We start from the raw sequence: 16,365 nt of genomic DNA on the forward strand, positions 1-16,365 counted from the left end.
ATATAGTCAAATAAAAATATAAATTATAACAGTGTTTAAAAATAATTGTCAATAGATTTTATTCCACATTTTTTTCTAAATTTCTACAAAGTTTTTTCGCATTAGCGAAAATAACTATCTTTTATCTTTTTCGCAGTAGCAAAAAGAACTTTCCTTGATCTTTTTTCGCTTTAGTAAAATTAATTCTCCATCATATACTTTCCTAATTTGACAGGATTATGTATGTATTATAAAAATCGATACATCTTTTAAGTACCATCACGCGCTTTAACATGAAAGCGGTAGGAAAAGGAAGACCTACCACTTTCCGTTCAAAGATGTCTGCTATTGTCGAAAAATTTAATTCTGATTTTCTGAATGAAATGGCATTCCTGTTCTTAAGATCCCTTTTGTTTCAATTCCGCCTAATCCTTTTTCACCGGTAAGTGTATTTCGTAGCACGTCCCAAACATTGATTCTTTCCATAAATGGGGTAAAGCTTATTTTGGCAACAATATAAACTGGATCCAAGGCATGAATGTTTACCCGTGAAGGGGAACTGGCAAAATTGGCTCCCGCATGTATAAGTGATTCAAAATGTGATTGGCAAGCACCTGCAAAAATCACTAATTGATCCAAATTTGGAATTTTCCGTCTTGCCTCACTTACCGTTTGAACAAAAAATTTAGAATGTCGATAAGCATTTATATCTCCAATTGCCCCTTTTGATTTAGAATAGGCATCATGTCCGGTAATAACCAATATATCAGGGCGATAGTACTCAATGAGCCGACTTATTTTTTGAGGCATTTCCTTTTCATTACAATGAATCCCTGTTACAGGTATCCCGATTTTCTCATAAAGATTTAAACACTTTTGCAAATAGGATGGATCGCCATCAATATGAAGAACACGGCCTGGAAGTTGAAAATAGTTAATCTTCATTTTATAGCCTTCTGTTGTATCATACTCTTGTCTTTGTTTGAGCAAATCGATGTCCTGTTTAAATAATCTAAACGATTGCTCTTCAAGAGAACGAAACTCTTGTGTTACTTCCATTCTCTTCATTTGATCAATCACAAGTAGATCTTCATAAGGAGCATCTGCTATTAAACGAAAATCCTCACCATACAACACAGCTTTTTTTTGACCATTTTCTTCTTTAATATCGATGACACGAAACAAAATATCACAATTATAAGAAACTCTTCCAACAATATCCATGAGGTTAATCGTCACTTATCGTCACTCCAATTAGCACAAGTAGATCCCTCTTATTGTGAGAGGGATAAGAATGTAAGCAAACTCTAGGTGTTTTTACTAAATTATGCATTGGACGACAAACATGTGCCTTAGAAGGCGCTTATATGAATAGGCAAATAAAAAGGCTCCTACCAAATGTAGGAAGCTTCCAGTTTGTCTCATTCTTCGATCCAAACCTCTCTCACCCTTAAGCGGAATTTTTCCTGTTATCTCCTCGATGGAGTCCCTTTTAGGGGAAATAACGGAAGATTTTCCGCTTATGGATGGCAAAATCGTTTATTTTGGCATTTTTTGAGGGAATAGCAGGAATTTTTCCTGTTATCTCGGCTCTTTTTCATGATGGTTGCTCATTAAGCGGAATTTATCCTGTTATTTTTTCATACCGATCCTACTAACGTTTATACGAACCTTATCCACAAGTCGAGGCAATTTATAAATTCCTGGTGTATGAAATAATCATTTTAGAAACAAAAATGTCCCAGTGACTATGTTACGATTGAAATACTTAACCAAGTTTAACTCAATCCCCCACCCGGACAATGGTTAAGAAGAAGTCAATTCGCAAAAGAGCTAGGCAAATAAAAAGGCTGAACTTCTAATTTTGAGTTCAGCCCTAGCATATATTTTATTGAAAATGTGGAAGTAACGCATCACTTAATAAAGCAAATTCTTCAATCGATAATGTTTCCCCTCGTCTTGTTGGTTCAACATTTGCTTCTTGTAACGCCGAGAGAATGGCGTCTTTTTTCATTTTTCCTTCAGGTAGTTGACTAGTTAAATTGTTTAGGATTGTTTTTCTTCTTTGTGCAAAGCTTGCTTTTGTTACTTGGAAGAAAAATGACTCACTTTTCACCGCCACCTTTGGCGTTGCTCGAACCGTCAATCGAATGACCGCAGAATCGACATTGGGTTGAGGTACGAAAACTGTTTTTGGAACAATCATGACTGTCTCAGCATCAGTATAATATTGCACCGCTATTGAAAGAGAACCATAATCCTTTGTCCCTGGTTTAGCGGCAATTCGTTCAGCCACCTCTTTTTGCAACATACAAACAATTCCTCGAATTGGGAGCTTTTCCTCTAGTAGCTTCATGATGATTGGTGTTGTCACATAATAAGGAAGATTTGCCACAACCATGATATCCTTAAATCCTGCGAACTCGTTTGCGATCATTTCTGCAACATCCGCTTTTAACACATCCGAATGAATGATTTTCGTATTCTCATAAGGAGACAACGTATCTTCTAAAATTGGGAGTAATCGCTGGTCAATCTCGAAAGCAACAACTTTTTTACTGCGACGAGCAATCTGTTCTGTAAGAGCACCAATTCCAGGTCCAACCTCAATTGCGCCTGATTCTTCTGTTAAATTCGCATGATCAACAATGCGATTTAAAATATTGGTATCGATCAGGAAATTCTGACCGAGGCTTTTCTTAAAAGAAAATCCGTATTTTTCTAGGATTGCCCTTGTTCTAACTGGGGTTGCAATATCTTTATTCATTTTTCTCCTCCTGCCTGATAACATTTATCGCTTGTCCAAAGTCCTCTTTGCTAATTTGAAACATTTGCAAACGTTTATATAGTTGTTTACCATTCGTATATCCAATTTTTAATAACTTCCCTAACTTTTCACGGCGCTCTTTCGCACGAGGGCCACCAATCAAGCCAGCTACAATTAGCTCATCTTGGCTGATGACTTCGACCGTATCCTCCATCATAAGATGGGCATCCTTTAAGGCACGACGAATCTCCTCTGGAGACGCATGCTCTACCCCGACTCCCTTCCCATACTTATGGAGGGCTGCTTCCTTTGGGATAAAAGCATGCTTACAATCTGGAACATGGTGGGTAATGGTTTGTCTAATTTTTTGTCCAGGATAATCAGGGTCTGTAAAAATAATTACCCCCCTTGTCTTTTGAGCGAGCTGGATCTTTTCAATCGTCTCCATATTAACGGCAGAGCCATTTGTTTCAATTGTATCTGCATCAACTGCTCTTTTTATTGCTGTGGTATCATCTTTCCCTTCAACCACAATAATCTCTTTTATTTTCATATGTCCTCCTCAAAAAACAGCACATTCACTCTAAATTTGAATGCTTTTAAACTCTACTTGAAAAATCTTATAATTTTTTTGAAAAAAATAAAATATATTTGAAACAATTTTGTAATCTAATTCGTCTATATAAGTGTAAAGAAAAATGGTGTAAAAAACAAAAAAAAGCAGAGGACGTCCCCCTGCTTAACATGACTTTTTATTAAGTAAGTAGATTTCACCTAATCACAAGCTTAATTTAAGATCTTAATCTTTACGTTCTTCCGGCCCCAACGATAAGCAGCCGACTTAGAAGAAAAGAATACATCAATCTTGTTCCCTTTTATCGCTGAGCCTGTATCAGCTGCTACAGCATAGCCATAACCTTCAACATAGACCTTTGTTCCTAAAGGAATAACACTCGGGTCGACAGCAATGATCTTTGCGTTCGGGTTCGCCTTTAAATTAAATCCTGTAGCTGTTCTTCCTGAACAACCATTACAGTTAGCGGTATAAGCCGTAGAGCTTACGGTAAACTCTTTACTTACATTATCATTTGTTCCACGAGATACTGTTTGAGCAATAACTTTCGTACCAACAGCTACTACTTTATCCTGCTTTTCTTTCAAAGTAGATTCTTTGACCAGTTCTCGAGACACTTCTTTCCCGTTTTCAAGAACAACTTCGTATTCTTTCTTAAGCAGTCCTTCTTGACCACTCGTTACAGTTTTTTCTGTCCCTTGTGTGAGACTGCTGTCCTGCTTCGTGACAACAGCAAATTTAATTGGTTCTTCCACTACATCGGTGACTTTTTCAACTCGAATGACGTTAATAATAGCGTCTTCTTGGACTTTTTCATCCATTTTGGGTTCAACTCGGTCTAATTCATTCAGTGTGATTCCTTGTTGTGATAAAAAGTCAGCGACCGTAGTCGAAGTGGACCATACTTGCTTTTCTTCTCCACCATCGTTCAATGTTAAAGAAAAAGCTTTATCTATTTTGATCTGTAAATCATTTTTAATCTTTGTGTCAATTGTTGGATGAACTTGATCATGCTCGCTCAAAGAAACTTTTTGTTCTTTTAAGAACGCTCCAACCGTATCGGCTGTTGTCCAGACTTGTTTCGTTTCGTTTCCCTTAACCATCTGAACCTGCTTTGCTGGCTTCCATTCTACCTTTAGATTGTCATTGACTTTCGTATCGGCTGATGGAGACACATAGTCTTCTGAGTGTAGAGAAATATCTAATTCCTCTAGTACTTCTTCAATCGTTCCTGCGTGTGTTTTTATTACTTTCTCTTCACCGTCTAAAGTTACTGCTACAGTTTTTTTCGTAGTTTCATAGAAAACAAATCCAAAAGCTGCAACAAACACTACGAAACTAGCTCCAATCACGGCTACTTTCTTTTTACTCAAAGACTTGGAAAACAGGTTTTTCATGTTTTTGATTACGATGAAAAACGCCTCCTTCTCTCTCGAGTGATTATATAGAACTTAACACGTGCATGTCAACCCTCCACTTCCCGAACATATTTCCTATTATGCGAAATATATCCAGAAAAGGAAAGAGGGACTTATCGACATGGTTATCCTATGAAGAAAAGGAGACATGTAGAACTTTTTAGAATCGGAATTGATTTGGACAAGCATCCATCTATTTCGACAGCATTCTATATCATTTTATGGCGAATAATTTTTTCGCATTTGCGGTTGTAATGGCAGCAACTTCCTCATAGGAAATCCCCTTTAACTCCGCAATTTGTTCTGCCACAAGTTTGACATAACTTGGTTCATTTCTTTTTCCTCTGTATGGATGTGGTGCCAAGTAAGGGCAATCCGTTTCAATGAGAAGCTTATCTAATGGAACTGCCTCTGCTACTTCCTTTGGCTTTCTCGCATTCTTAAATGTGACTGGTCCCCCTAAAGAAATATAGAAGTTCATTAGCAGACATTCCTGTGCCACTTCTACACTTCCACTAAAGCAATGCATGATTCCCCCGACTTCAGAAGCCCCTTCCTCTTTTAAAATGTCCACGATATCCGCTGTTGCTTCTCGATTATGTATGACGATCGGTAGCTTAACTCTCTTTGCTAGCTGGATTTGTCTTCGAAATACCTCTTTTTGTACCTCTTTCGGAGATTTATCCCAATAATAATCCAAGCCCATCTCCCCGATCGCGACTACTTTAGGATGACTTGTGAGATCCTCAATCCAAGCTAAATCCTCATCCGTCATATCAACTGCATCTACTGGGTGCCAGCCGATACTTGCATACATAAAATCATATTGTTCAACCAATTCCATCGCTCTCGTAATCGTTGGACGATCAAATCCAACAATCACCATATTTTCTACTCCGCTCTCTTGTGCTCTTGTCACAACCTCCTCTAAATCCTCTTCAAATTGTTCTGCGTTTAAATGGGCATGTGTGTCGAATAACATCAAAATTCTCCCTTCATTTCATATATTATTTTTATGTTACAATCTTATCTTTTTCTTTTCTTTTCGCTGTTTTCGTATAGATTGTGGTTTTTATATAAACCCAAAAGCCGCTTCTTGCCCTTAACATGAAGTGTGTGACGACACTTTTCGCTCCCTAAATCAAGCATTTTGTTCTTAGTGCTTTCCAAAAGCAACAAGTTTTTTTCAAAAGAAAATAAACAATGGCTACGAAAAGTGCTTTTCTTTTTATCTCGTTGCGCAAATATTATTCTCAAAAAACATTGAAATTTTCCACATATTATTCTCATAAAGTTAATATTTACACTTAATCCTATTTTAACAACTTTCATTGTTATTTAAATAAAAGAAAACATAGATACGTTTCACGTTTTTTGTTACACGTGAAACATTTCTATGCTCCTTTCAAAAACAATTATTTTACGCGTGCTCCAAGTGGAAGAGACTCTGCAATCGTTGCCAGTGATAATTCGCCATCCTTCGATCCTGCTAAAATCATCCCTTGAGAAAGTTCCCCACGGAGTTTAACAGGCTTTAAGTTCGTCACACAAACGACTTTTCGTCCGACGAGTTCTTCCGGCTTATAAAATTGAGCAATTCCCGAAACCACTTGACGTTTTTCATAGCCTAAGTCTAACTGAAGTTTAAGCAATTTATCAGCTTTCTTTACAGGCCCCGCCGCTATCACTTGTGCTACACGTAGATCAACTTTCATAAAGTCATCTATCGTAATTTCCTCACTATCTGGAACCTCTTCTTTTTTCTCTTCTACTGGAGTAGGAGCAGAACCTTGCATTTTTTCCTTTATAAAAGCAACCTCTTCTTCAATATCTAGTCGAGGGAATAAAGGATTTCCTTTTGCTACCTTCACCCCTTCTCCAATCACTCCGAATGTCTCTAAGCTTTCCCATGTCGTTAAAGCTTCAGCCACACCAAGCTGTTCAAAGATTCCTTTAGGTGTTCTAGTTAAGAAAGGCTGTAGCATAATCGCCACTCTTCTTAAAGACTCTGCCAAATGGGCCATGACGGTACCTAATGGTTCCATTTTTTCTTCCTTTGCTAGCACCCATGGTTGTGTTTCATCTATATATTTATTCGTTCTGCTTACAAGCTGCCAAAGGGAAGCTAAAGCTACGGAGAACTCCATATTCTCCATTGCTTCCTCATATTTTTGCACGGTATCTAAGTTTACCTGAAGCAACTGCTGATCAAATTCTCCTTCTGATCCTCTGTAAACAGGTATCATTCCATCAAAGTAGCGATCGATCATCGCGACCGTACGATTAAGAAGATTTCCTAAATCATTCGCTAAATCAAAATTAATTCTTTCGACAAACCCTTCTGGTGTAAAGACTCCATCTGCTCCAAAAGGAACTTCGCGAAGCAAATAATATCTAAGAGCATCTAATCCGTAACGATCGATGAGCGTTACCGGATCAACAACATTTCCTTTTGACTTAGACATTTTCCCATCCTTCATTAATAACCATCCATGCGCAAATACTTTTTTAGGAAGTGGTAAGTCTAATGCCATTAACATAATTGGCCAGTAAATCGTATGAAAACGGACGATTTCTTTTCCAACTAAATGAAAATCAGCCGGCCAGTATTTATTGAATTTACTTTCATCATCTGTCCCGTATCCTAACGCCGTTATATAATTGGAAAGTGCGTCAATCCATACATAAATCACATGTTTAGGATTAGCAGGAACTTTAATCCCCCAGTCAAAAGTCGTCCGAGAAACAGCTAAATCCTCTAGTCCTGGCTTAATAAAGTTATTAATCATCTCATTTTTACGAGATTCAGGTTGAATGAATTGTGGATTCTCTTCATAATATTGAAGCAAACGATCGGCATATTTACTAACTTTGAAAAAATATGATTCTTCCTTAACTTTTTCTACTGGTCTTCCACAGTCGGGACATTTTCCTTCATTTAATTGTCTTTCCGTAAAGAAGGACTCACATGGTGTACAGTACATTCCTTCATATTCATCTAAATAAATATCTCCCTGCTCGAGTAACTGTGCAAAGATTTTTTCTACTACTTCTTTATGACGATCTTGTGTTGTGCGTATGAAATCGTCATAAGAGATATCAAGCTTTTTCCAAAGCTCTTGAATTCCTGACACAATCTCATCGACATATGCTTGGGGCGTAACTCCTTTTTCCTGAGCCTTCTGTTGAATTTTTTGCCCATGCTCATCCGTTCCCGTTAAATACATGACATCATATCCACGCAAACGCTTGTAACGAGCCATTGCATCGCCTGCAACAGTTGTATAAGCATGACCAATATGTAAGTTTCCACTTGGATAATAGATTGGGGTGGTTAAATAAAACGTTTTAGATTCCACTATAATGGTCCCTCCTTATGGGGAATAAAAATTGATTTGTAGTATTGTAAAATTATCTTTTGCATCTAACCCTTTGAATGGAGCTATCCAAAAGTCGATACATATAATTTAGAAAAAAATGGACGAGCTGTGTTTAACTGGAACCATTTTTGGGTAAATTTCACAATAATCAACAACCTATCGAATATAGGTAATCTGCTGATAGATATATATATGTAATTTTGAGCCCAGTACACTCGTCATCATTACCTATTCTATCATCAAAATATACATAAAAATAAGAAAATGTGCAACCAGATCATCCTTTTAAGGAGGTGCTCGTCTATATACAAATCGTTTATTTCAAAAATATTATTGAAAAGATACTAATACGACCTCCAAAAACTTTCTTTTTCTTTCGAACTATTTTGTATATGAATATAGTGCGAAATTGCAGATTAATTTCATTCCATAAATTACTAAAATAATGATTACAAAATTATTGACGTTTATGGGAATAACTGTTATTATTGGTTTAGGAAGAAATTTGTCGAATAATGACGAAAATAGATAGATAGAGAAAAATTTTTAGGAGATTGAGAGGAGATTTAATTATGAAATCTACAGGTATTGTTCGTAAGGTTGATGAACTTGGTCGTGTGGTTATTCCGATCGAATTAAGACGTACATTAGGAATTGCAGAAAAGGACGCACTAGAAATTTATGTAGATGACGAGCGCATTGTTTTAAAGAAATATAAACCTAACATGACTTGTCAAGTTACAGGAGAAGTTTCTGATGATAATGCAACATTTGCAGATGGCAAGCTTATTTTAAGCCGCGAAGGCGCTGAAAAGCTATTAAAAGAAATTCAAGACGCTTTCCAAACAGCAAAAGCTTAATCATGTTTTAACCCTATAGTTAAGGCTTCTTTTCACAAGAAGCCTTTTTGTTTTGTCACTTATTCTTCGATATGGTAAGCGTGATAGACATCTCTTTTATTCATATGGCGATCTTTTGCAGTTTGCTTAATTGCATCCTTTGACGATAGCCCCTTTTCTGTCATATAGTGCTCAATATGTTCCTGAATCGTTTGTCCTTCCCACCAAATATCACTTTCTTCCATTCGCTCATGGCACCCTTCTATAATAAGGCAAAACTCTCCTCGTACCTCACCATTTGACGCCCATTCAAGTATTTCGCTTATCGTTCCACGAATAAATTCTTCATACCGTTTCGTTAATTCTCGGCAGATGGAGATTTGGCGTTCACCAAATACATCATAAATTTGCTGGAGTGTCTCTTTCAATCGATGAGGAGATTCATATAAAATGACCGTCGACATCCGTTTCGATAACTCTTCAAGCTCAGCTACTTTTTCCTTCTTTTGTCTCGGTAAAAATCCGTAAAAATAGAAAGGCTGTGTTGCTATGCCAGATGCAATAAGAGCAGTTAGAGCTGCATTTGCCCCTGGTAGTGGAACGACGGCTAATTGTTCATTCGTTGCAGCGACAACCAATTCATAGCCTGGGTCAGAAATCGTTGGCATTCCTGCATCACTGACTAAAGCTATTTTTTCCCCTGCTTTAAGCTTTTCAATAAGCTTTGCCCCGCTCGTTTCTTTATTATGCTCGTGATAACTAATGACTGGTGTAGAGATCTCGAAATGATTACATAACTTTTTTGTATTTCTCGTATCCTCTGCTGCTATATAATCACTTTCTTTTAATAGTCGCACGGCCCGGAAACTCATATCCTCCAAATTCCCAATCGGGGTTGGAATTAAATATAAGATCCCTTTTTCACGTTCATTTTCAAAGCTTTTTTGTTGCCACATGTTTTTTCACCCTACCCTTATTTACTGCTTGTCCCCATACAGGATATCCTTTATCTCAGGCGTGTACTCATGATCATCATCATATACAACTAAAGGAGGAAGAATTTTTAAATCCGCTTTCCCATCTTTAATCGCTTCTACTAAAAGCGTATTCGCTTCTTTCCCTTGTTGCGGATAAACCAATTGAATTCTCTTTGGTTCCAAACGATATTGTCGCATCAAGGTAATAATATCTAATAATCTACCTGGTCGATGAACAAAAGCAACCTTCCCACCTTGTTTCACGAGCTGACTTGATACACGAATCGTATCCTCTAATGTACAAAAAATTTCATGCCGCGCAATGGCTAAATGCTCATTCTCATTGATTTCCTCTTTCGATGGTGTTGGAAAATACGGTGGATTGCATGTAACGACATCGAACTTTCCCATCCCTAATTGACTTGGCATATCTTTTATATTTCCATGAATCATTTGTAAGCGATGTTGCAATTCATTGTACTGAAAGCTTCGTTTTGCCATATCATACAAACGCTCTTGTATTTCAACACCTGTTATTTCCCCTTTTGTTCTCATGCTTAAAAAAAGAGGAATGACACCATTTCCACTACATAAATCGATTAATTTTCCCTTTTGAATGGGGACATAGACAAATCTGGCGAGCAATACGGCATCTAATGAAAAAGCAAACACCGACGGACTTTGAATAATCCGCAAGTCCTCTGCTAATAAATAATCCAAACGCTCATCATCTTTTAATGGAACCATTCTTTTTCCTCCTGGTTCTTTTTTCAACTCTAAAAAAATAGTCTCCCTAAAAGGAAGACCACATTACTTTTTATTAAGAAAGGATAAGCAAAATAGACAATCGCCTTCTTTACGAGGGCTACCAAAATGCAAATTACAGATGTGGAAGCCTTCCTGATAAAGCCTTGCTAAATTATCATATCCTTCCCCAATATCAACTGCTTTCTCATCAGGTTGCTCAAGTGATTTCTTTTGCTGTTTGCCCTGATTTTTTTTCCCAGTATTAGAGGTATGCTCCAGCCGACGTCTTAGATGATCATTCTCTAGCTTTAATGAGTTATTTTCTTCGAGAATTTCTGCTAAATGCTCTTTTAACTCACCAAGCTGCTGATACAGCTGCCCAATCTGTACTTCCATATTACTCACTGAATCAAAGATTTCCTTTTTATTCACGCCTTCCACCTCTATCGTCCGTGGATCTCCTACATAGCGCCTTCCTTTAATATTTCATCCAGTGTATATTCGAGGACACGCTCTTGATCTATCATTTCTACTTGTAAAATACGTTCCAAAATATTTAATCCAACTACTTTCCCTAATCCTGCTGGGGTACCAATGATTTCACCCACATCAGGCAGCTGTTCCTTAGCGGTCTCATACTCATCATTTTCATACTTTAAACAGCACATAAGTCGACCACATAAGCCAGATATTTTCGTTGGATTAAGAGAGAGGTTTTGATCCTTCGCCATTTTAATTGACACAGGCTCAAAGTCTCCTAAAAAGCTAGAGCAACAAAGCATACGACCACAAGGTCCAATTCCGCCTAACATTTTGGCTTCATCTCGTACACCGATTTGCCTTAATTCAATCCGCGTTCTAAAAATCGCGGCCAAATCCTTCACGAGTTCTCTGAAATCAACCCGTCCATCTGCTGTAAAATAGAAAATGACCTTATTGCGGTCAAAGGTATATTCCACATCTACAAGCTTCATATCAAGTTGATGTAAGTTGACCTTCTCACAACAAACCTCATATGCTTCTTTGGCAGATTGTTTATTTTCCTCAACGATAAGCCGATCCTTTTGATCTGCAATTCTCAGAACTTTTTTAAGTGGGAGAACCACATCGTGCTCCTCGACCTGCTTTGGGCCGATGACTACTCGACCGTACTCAACTCCCCTAACCGTCTCCACAATGACGAAATCGTCCTTTTGAATTAAGAGATCTCCGGGATCAAAATAATAGATTTTCCCCGCTTTTTTAAAGCGGACTCCCACTACATTATACAAATGATGATCCCTCCTGCAATTGTAACACGAGCTGCTCCAATAGCAGCTGTGGATTCATATTTGCATGCAATCTTCTTTTTGCATTCAAAATTGCGGTCATTTGATTGGCCAACCTTTTTGCAGAAGTTTGCAGTGCAAATTGTTCGAGACGATCTCTTTCGTCCAAATAAACAACCTGGTTTTGCTTTCCAAGTTGTATATATAATAAATCCTTCAGAACAAGAAGTAATAAATCTAGCCCCTGATCGTATTGTTCCTTATCTTTAAAATGCAAGAACCAATCCTCTTGAAGGGATACTAATGCCTCCAACGGATTCTTTCTTAGCACTTCATATAATTTTAACACTATTTTTTGGGCTTGTGCAAACCATTCATCATTACTTAGTGCAAGTCCTTCATCCAAATTATTGGTAAGCTGGGCAATTATAGGGGATTTTTTCTCCGAAACTCCCCGTTCTATTAGTTTCTGTATGAGTTGGTCTGAGGATAATTGCTTAAACGTGACAATTTGACATCGAGAAAGAATCGTCGGCAATATTTTCTGAGCTTGTTCTGTTAATAAAATGGCCGTCGTCTCAGAAGTCGGCTCTTCCAGAAATTTCAATAGACTGTTAGCGGCATTGACCGTCATCCGATCAGCATGAACAATTGTATATACCTTTTTCTTCGATTCTACCCCCGTCTTGGCAAACTCTTCTTGAAGGGACTGAATTTGTTGTTTTTTAATGGAGGCACCATCCGGCTCCACCATATGAAGGTCCGGATGATTTCCACTATTAATTCGCTTGCAGTTATGGCATGCTTCACATGGAATATATCCATCAACTGGATGCGTACAAAATAAACTTTTTGATAAGAGGAGACTGACATCCTTTTTCCCTGTCCCCCGCATTCCCTCAAATAAATACGCGTGGGCTAACCGACCTTTTTGGATACTATTCTTTAACATTTTCAAAACGGTTGGCTGGATCGTTTCATAGCTTTCCCACGTGTTCAAATCGATCATCTCACTTACTTATTTATTAGTCGTACATTAAAAATTGTGAAATTGTTCAATCGGGAGTACAAATACAGTAGCTCCACCTACTTCAACCTCGACAGGATATGGAACATAGGAGTCCGCACTTCCCCCCATCGGAGAAACTGGTGCTACTAGTTGGTCTCTTGATTGACAGTTGTCCTTAATCACTTGTAACGCTTTTTCAACACGTATATCTTCTGTTCCAATCAAGAAAGTTGTATTACCAGATTTCAAAAATCCACCCGTACTCGCTAGCTTAGTTGCTCTAAAATTATGATCGACAAGGGCGCTTGATAAACGATTACTATCTTGATCCTGTACAACTGCAATAATTAACTTCATTCTATCAACTCCTTAGTATCCCATTTAATTATGTTTATTATAACAGGAATTTCTTTGAATGAATTTCTTTAAAAAAATGCCCACTTATTTTTTTGCAATCTTATGATTTCTGACTTTGAAGAAGCCTATCTACTTCTTTATAAGCTTTTTCAAATACGTCATCCAGCGATTGTTCAGCATTAATCTTTCTCATTCTTTCTGGAAATCTCGTTAAAAGAATTTGATATCCTTCTCGGACGGCCTCGTGAAATTGAAGTTCTTCTAAATCTAAGCGGTTTACTTCTCTTTCATCGCTCCTGCTAATTCTTTCTAGCCCGACCTTCGGATCAATATCAAAATATAAGGTTAAGTTTGGCATCATATCATCAATCGCAAATTGATTAATGCTGTACACCTCGTCAATCCCTAATTTTCGGGCATAGCCTTGATAAGCTAATGAGCTATCTACAAAACGATCACATAACACGACATAGCCTTCTTCTAAAGCAGGCTGAACCTTCTCCACTAAATGTTGTCTTCGCGCCGCAGCATACAATAGAGCCTCTGTCCGTGAATCCATTGCCGTATTGTTTTTATCTAGAATTACTTTTCTGATTTGTTCTGCGATCTCAATACCACCAGGCTCTCTAGTATGTAATACCTTTATCCCCTCTTTTTGAAACCTTTTTGCAAGTCGGGATAATATCGTCGTTTTCCCAGCTCCCTCCGGACCTTCTAATGTAATAAACAAACCTCTAGTCATCGTTATCCTCCAATTTATGAAAAACCTTCATCGTTTCTTCTGTTAATGTTTCTCCCCCTTGAAATCTTGCGCCTGATTCCAATAAATACAGCAAGCCATCTACATCTTGTTTCGTGATTTTCTCGCCGCGTAGTAATAATGGAATTCCAGGGGGGTACGGAATAATCGTCTCTGCACATATGAAGCCAACCGAATCTTGTATCGATACTAATTCTTCCTTCTGTGATTGTACACGATATAAAGTTGAAATTCTTTCCTTTTTAAAATAATGAGCGTCAGCCCGTGATTCTTTTTTGCGAATTGTCAGCTCTTTTAGCTTTGCAATAATATCTTCAAACGGAAATTTGTCACCTTTTTTTAAAAGAGGAAGGACAAATAGAACATTATTTGGATCTGCCATTTCCGAGTAAATCCCTTTTTCTTCAAAAAATTGCTGTAGTTCATAGCCTGTATAGCCGCAGCGAGATTGGATCGTTAGCTTCAGCGGATCCCCTTCTTGATTTGGATAATCTAGCACTTTTAGAAATTCTAATGTTTCAACTTCTTTTTTAAAGTGCTCAACGGCTTTCTTAAAATAGATCTCATCCTCATTTGTATAAGTTCCAATATACTTTCTCGCAAGATCTAAAGAGGCCATAATTGGATAAGAAGGACTACTTGATTGTAACATCCCTAGATAGTGGACTACCTTTTTTATCGAAACGTCATGACTATTAATATGTAAAAAAGATCCCATCGTCATTGCAGGCAATGTTTTATGAGCAGACTGCACCACCACATCTGCACCTAATTCAACAGCTGACGGCGGGAAACCCTCTCCACCAATAAAATGTGCCCCATGTGCCTCATCGACTAATACCAGAATATCGTGCCTATGAGCAAACTCGATAATTGCTTTCAGATCATACGTCATTCCATAATAATTAGGGTACGTCAATATGATCGCACGGCATTCTGGGTAGCGTTCATATGCCTCCTCAATCGTTTCCAACGTGACTGCTCCAGCTACCTTCCATTCTTTTTCATATTCTGGACCTAAAAGAACGGGCTTTGCCTTCGTTAGTTCTAAACCATTAAGAATAGATTTATGACAGTTTCTCTGAATAAACACGGTTTCCCCTTCCTCAAGAGTCGCAAGCATCATAGCGAGATTACCTACCGTCGTTCCATTCACTAGAAAAAAGCTTTTTATCGCTTGATACGCATCTGCTAATAACCATTCAGCATCTTTAATCACACCTTCTGGAGCATGCAAATCATCTAAACCTGTTAACTCTGTCGCATCAATATGTAAAATTTCTCGAAAAAAATTATGATTCTTCATTAATAAACCGTTCTTATGTCCAGGCACATGCAAAGAGAGCGGCTTACTTCTATAAAACATCTCTAATGCTGAATATAACGGGGTATCATGTTGATTCAACTTTCATCACCATCTCGAATCTTCTGTTTTCCATCACTTGTCTATTTTATCGTAAAAACGAGTTCCGATACAATTTAATCAAAAATCTTGAAGGAAGACATACAATGTCTGCTCTTTCGCAACATACACTAAATTAACATCTTCATTAAGAGTACACTTGGAACTCCATAGACAACGAGAATATTCTAAATATTGTTATATATCGGGGGATTCATGGGCAGAATAGTTTTGTGGAGGTGGAGTCATAATGAGTACATTATTAAAAAACCAACCTGGGGAAACATGTTGTGTCATCTGTGAACAATACAAATGGAAAGGTATTTATTTATACACATCCTTTATCTGCTCTGATTGCGAAAAAAAGATAATTTCTACTGAAACGAATGACCCTCAATATAAATTTTATCTAAAAAAAATGCGAAAAATCAACGCACCTGAAATCTACTCCTAAAAAACCCATTGAATGGGTTTTTTATTTTGGGTTTGCCTTTAAATTTGAATTTGGATTTGAGCGGGAACACTTTTTTGTACACTTACATGAACGGGAACTTTCATGAATTTCGTCTGACTTTGTCCTCATGAACCCTTTATGAGGACATACTTTCTTGATTTTCGTCTGACTTTGTCCTCATGAACCCCTTATGATGACAAACTTTCCTGATTTTCATCTGACTTTGTCCTCATGAACTTCTTATGAGGACAAACTTTTCTGATTTTCGCCTGACTTTGTCCTCATGAACACCTTATGAGGACAAACTTTCTTCGATTTCGTTCGACTTTGTCCTCATGAACCCTCTATGAGGACAAGCTTTCTTCGATTTCGTTCGACTTTGTCCTCATGAACCCTTTATGAGGACAAACTTTCCTAGATTTTCATCTGACTTT

At 37.6% G+C, this 16,365-nt stretch carries 16 protein-coding genes; 2 read left to right on the top strand and 14 right to left on the bottom strand.

The window, feature by feature from the left end:
- Nucleotides 1-339: 339 nt before the first annotated feature.
- The 6 genes from yabG to metG all read right to left on the bottom strand — a co-directional run bounded on the left by yabG (nt 340) and on the right by metG (nt 8,097).
- Nucleotides 340-1,218, bottom strand: a complete 879-nt coding sequence (gene yabG, locus BMSHG_RS24855) for a sporulation peptidase YabG (protein ID WP_019157176.1) — start codon at nt 1,216-1,218, stop codon at nt 340-342.
- Between the two features lie 649 nt (nt 1,219-1,867).
- On the bottom strand, nt 1,868-2,746 hold the full coding sequence (gene rsmA, locus BMSHG_RS24860; protein WP_019157177.1) for a 16S rRNA (adenine(1518)-N(6)/adenine(1519)-N(6))-dimethyltransferase RsmA: 879 nt from the start codon (nt 2,744-2,746) through the stop codon (nt 1,868-1,870).
- Nucleotides 2,739-3,299 carry a ribonuclease M5 gene (gene rnmV, locus BMSHG_RS24865; protein ID WP_019157178.1) on the bottom strand — a complete coding sequence of 187 codons (561 nt, stop codon included), beginning with the start codon at nt 3,297-3,299 and terminating at the stop codon, nt 2,739-2,741. The genes rsmA and rnmV overlap by 8 nt, the downstream gene beginning before the upstream one ends.
- Nucleotides 3,300-3,532: 233 nt before the next feature.
- The gene (locus tag BMSHG_RS24870; RefSeq protein WP_019157179.1) at nt 3,533-4,717 is read right to left on the bottom strand and encodes a G5 and 3D domain-containing protein; all 1,185 of its coding nucleotides are present in this window, start codon (nt 4,715-4,717) and stop codon (nt 3,533-3,535) included.
- A gap of 235 nt (nt 4,718-4,952) precedes the next feature.
- Entirely contained in the window at nt 4,953-5,720 is a 768-nt protein-coding gene (locus tag BMSHG_RS24875) for a TatD family hydrolase (protein WP_019157180.1), read from the bottom strand.
- Nucleotides 5,721-6,153: 433 nt separating this feature from the next.
- Complete coding sequence (metG, locus tag BMSHG_RS24880) at nt 6,154-8,097, bottom strand: methionine--tRNA ligase (protein WP_019157181.1); 1,944 nt, start codon at nt 8,095-8,097, stop codon at nt 6,154-6,156.
- A gap of 593 nt (nt 8,098-8,690) precedes the next feature.
- Here metG and BMSHG_RS24885 point away from each other — a divergent pair.
- Nucleotides 8,691-8,978, top strand: coding sequence for an AbrB/MazE/SpoVT family DNA-binding domain-containing protein (locus BMSHG_RS24885; RefSeq protein ID WP_019157182.1), 288 nt, complete (start codon nt 8,691-8,693; stop codon nt 8,976-8,978).
- Between the two features lie 59 nt (nt 8,979-9,037).
- Here the strand turns inward: BMSHG_RS24885 and rsmI are convergent, their stop codons facing one another.
- The 8 genes from rsmI to BMSHG_RS24925 form a co-directional block, all read right to left on the bottom strand.
- The gene (rsmI, locus tag BMSHG_RS24890; protein ID WP_019157183.1) at nt 9,038-9,913 is read right to left on the bottom strand and encodes a 16S rRNA (cytidine(1402)-2'-O)-methyltransferase; all 876 of its coding nucleotides are present in this window, start codon (nt 9,911-9,913) and stop codon (nt 9,038-9,040) included.
- Between the two features lie 21 nt (nt 9,914-9,934).
- Complete coding sequence (locus tag BMSHG_RS24895; RefSeq protein WP_019157184.1) at nt 9,935-10,681, bottom strand: tRNA1(Val) (adenine(37)-N6)-methyltransferase; 747 nt, start codon at nt 10,679-10,681, stop codon at nt 9,935-9,937.
- Nucleotides 10,682-10,744: 63 nt separating this feature from the next.
- Nucleotides 10,745-11,113, bottom strand: a complete 369-nt coding sequence (gene yabA, locus BMSHG_RS24900; RefSeq protein WP_019157185.1) for a DNA replication initiation control protein YabA — start codon at nt 11,111-11,113, stop codon at nt 10,745-10,747.
- 29 nt (nt 11,114-11,142) lie between these two features.
- Nucleotides 11,143-11,952, bottom strand: a complete 810-nt coding sequence (locus tag BMSHG_RS24905; RefSeq protein ID WP_019157186.1) for a PSP1 domain-containing protein — start codon at nt 11,950-11,952, stop codon at nt 11,143-11,145.
- A complete protein-coding gene (gene holB / locus BMSHG_RS24910) occupies nt 11,945-12,901 on the bottom strand; it encodes a DNA polymerase III subunit delta' (protein WP_235776443.1) in 957 nt (318 codons plus the stop codon). Before holB ends, BMSHG_RS24905 begins: the two co-directional genes overlap by 8 nt.
- An 84-nt stretch (nt 12,902-12,985) precedes the next feature.
- On the bottom strand, nt 12,986-13,315 hold the full coding sequence (locus tag BMSHG_RS24915; protein ID WP_019157188.1) for a cyclic-di-AMP receptor: 330 nt from the start codon (nt 13,313-13,315) through the stop codon (nt 12,986-12,988).
- Nucleotides 13,316-13,415: 100 nt separating this feature from the next.
- Nucleotides 13,416-14,057, bottom strand: a complete 642-nt coding sequence (gene tmk, locus BMSHG_RS24920) for a dTMP kinase (RefSeq protein WP_019157189.1) — start codon at nt 14,055-14,057, stop codon at nt 13,416-13,418.
- Nucleotides 14,050-15,480, bottom strand: coding sequence for an aminotransferase class I/II-fold pyridoxal phosphate-dependent enzyme (locus BMSHG_RS24925; RefSeq protein ID WP_019157190.1), 1,431 nt, complete (start codon nt 15,478-15,480; stop codon nt 14,050-14,052). The genes tmk and BMSHG_RS24925 overlap by 8 nt, the downstream gene beginning before the upstream one ends.
- A 247-nt stretch (nt 15,481-15,727) precedes the next feature.
- Here BMSHG_RS24925 and BMSHG_RS24930 point away from each other — a divergent pair, with 247 nt between their 5' ends.
- Entirely contained in the window at nt 15,728-15,931 is a 204-nt protein-coding gene (locus tag BMSHG_RS24930) for a sigma factor G inhibitor Gin (protein WP_019157191.1), read from the top strand.
- Nucleotides 15,932-16,365 lie beyond the last annotated feature (434 nt).

The sequence above is a fragment of the Robertmurraya massiliosenegalensis JC6 genome (assembly GCF_000311725.1).
GTDB lineage: Bacteria > Bacillota > Bacilli > Bacillales > Cytobacillaceae > Robertmurraya > Robertmurraya massiliosenegalensis.

What these genes read in the sequence shown, in the direction of transcription:
- rsmA (WP_019157177.1), bottom strand. Translation starts at nt 2,746, where the DNA reads ATGAATAAAGATATTGCAACCCCAGTTAGAACAAGGGCAATCCTAGAA.
- rnmV (WP_019157178.1), bottom strand. Translation starts at nt 3,299, where the DNA reads ATGAAAATAAAAGAGATTATTGTGGTTGAAGGGAAAGATGATACCACA.
- BMSHG_RS24870 (WP_019157179.1), bottom strand. Translation starts at nt 4,717, where the DNA reads ATGAAAAACCTGTTTTCCAAGTCTTTGAGTAAAAAGAAAGTAGCCGTG.
- BMSHG_RS24875 (WP_019157180.1), bottom strand. Translation starts at nt 5,720, where the DNA reads ATGTTATTCGACACACATGCCCATTTAAACGCAGAACAATTTGAAGAG.
- BMSHG_RS24885 (WP_019157182.1), top strand. Translation starts at nt 8,691, where the DNA reads ATGAAATCTACAGGTATTGTTCGTAAGGTTGATGAACTTGGTCGTGTG.
- rsmI (WP_019157183.1), bottom strand. Translation starts at nt 9,913, where the DNA reads ATGTGGCAACAAAAAAGCTTTGAAAATGAACGTGAAAAAGGGATCTTA.
- BMSHG_RS24895 (WP_019157184.1), bottom strand. Translation starts at nt 10,681, where the DNA reads ATGGTTCCATTAAAAGATGATGAGCGTTTGGATTATTTATTAGCAGAG.
- holB (WP_235776443.1), bottom strand. Translation starts at nt 12,901, where the DNA reads ATGTTAAAGAATAGTATCCAAAAAGGTCGGTTAGCCCACGCGTATTTA.
- BMSHG_RS24915 (WP_019157188.1), bottom strand. Translation starts at nt 13,315, where the DNA reads ATGAAGTTAATTATTGCAGTTGTACAGGATCAAGATAGTAATCGTTTA.
- tmk (WP_019157189.1), bottom strand. Translation starts at nt 14,057, where the DNA reads ATGACTAGAGGTTTGTTTATTACATTAGAAGGTCCGGAGGGAGCTGGG.
- BMSHG_RS24930 (WP_019157191.1), top strand. Translation starts at nt 15,728, where the DNA reads ATGAGTACATTATTAAAAAACCAACCTGGGGAAACATGTTGTGTCATC.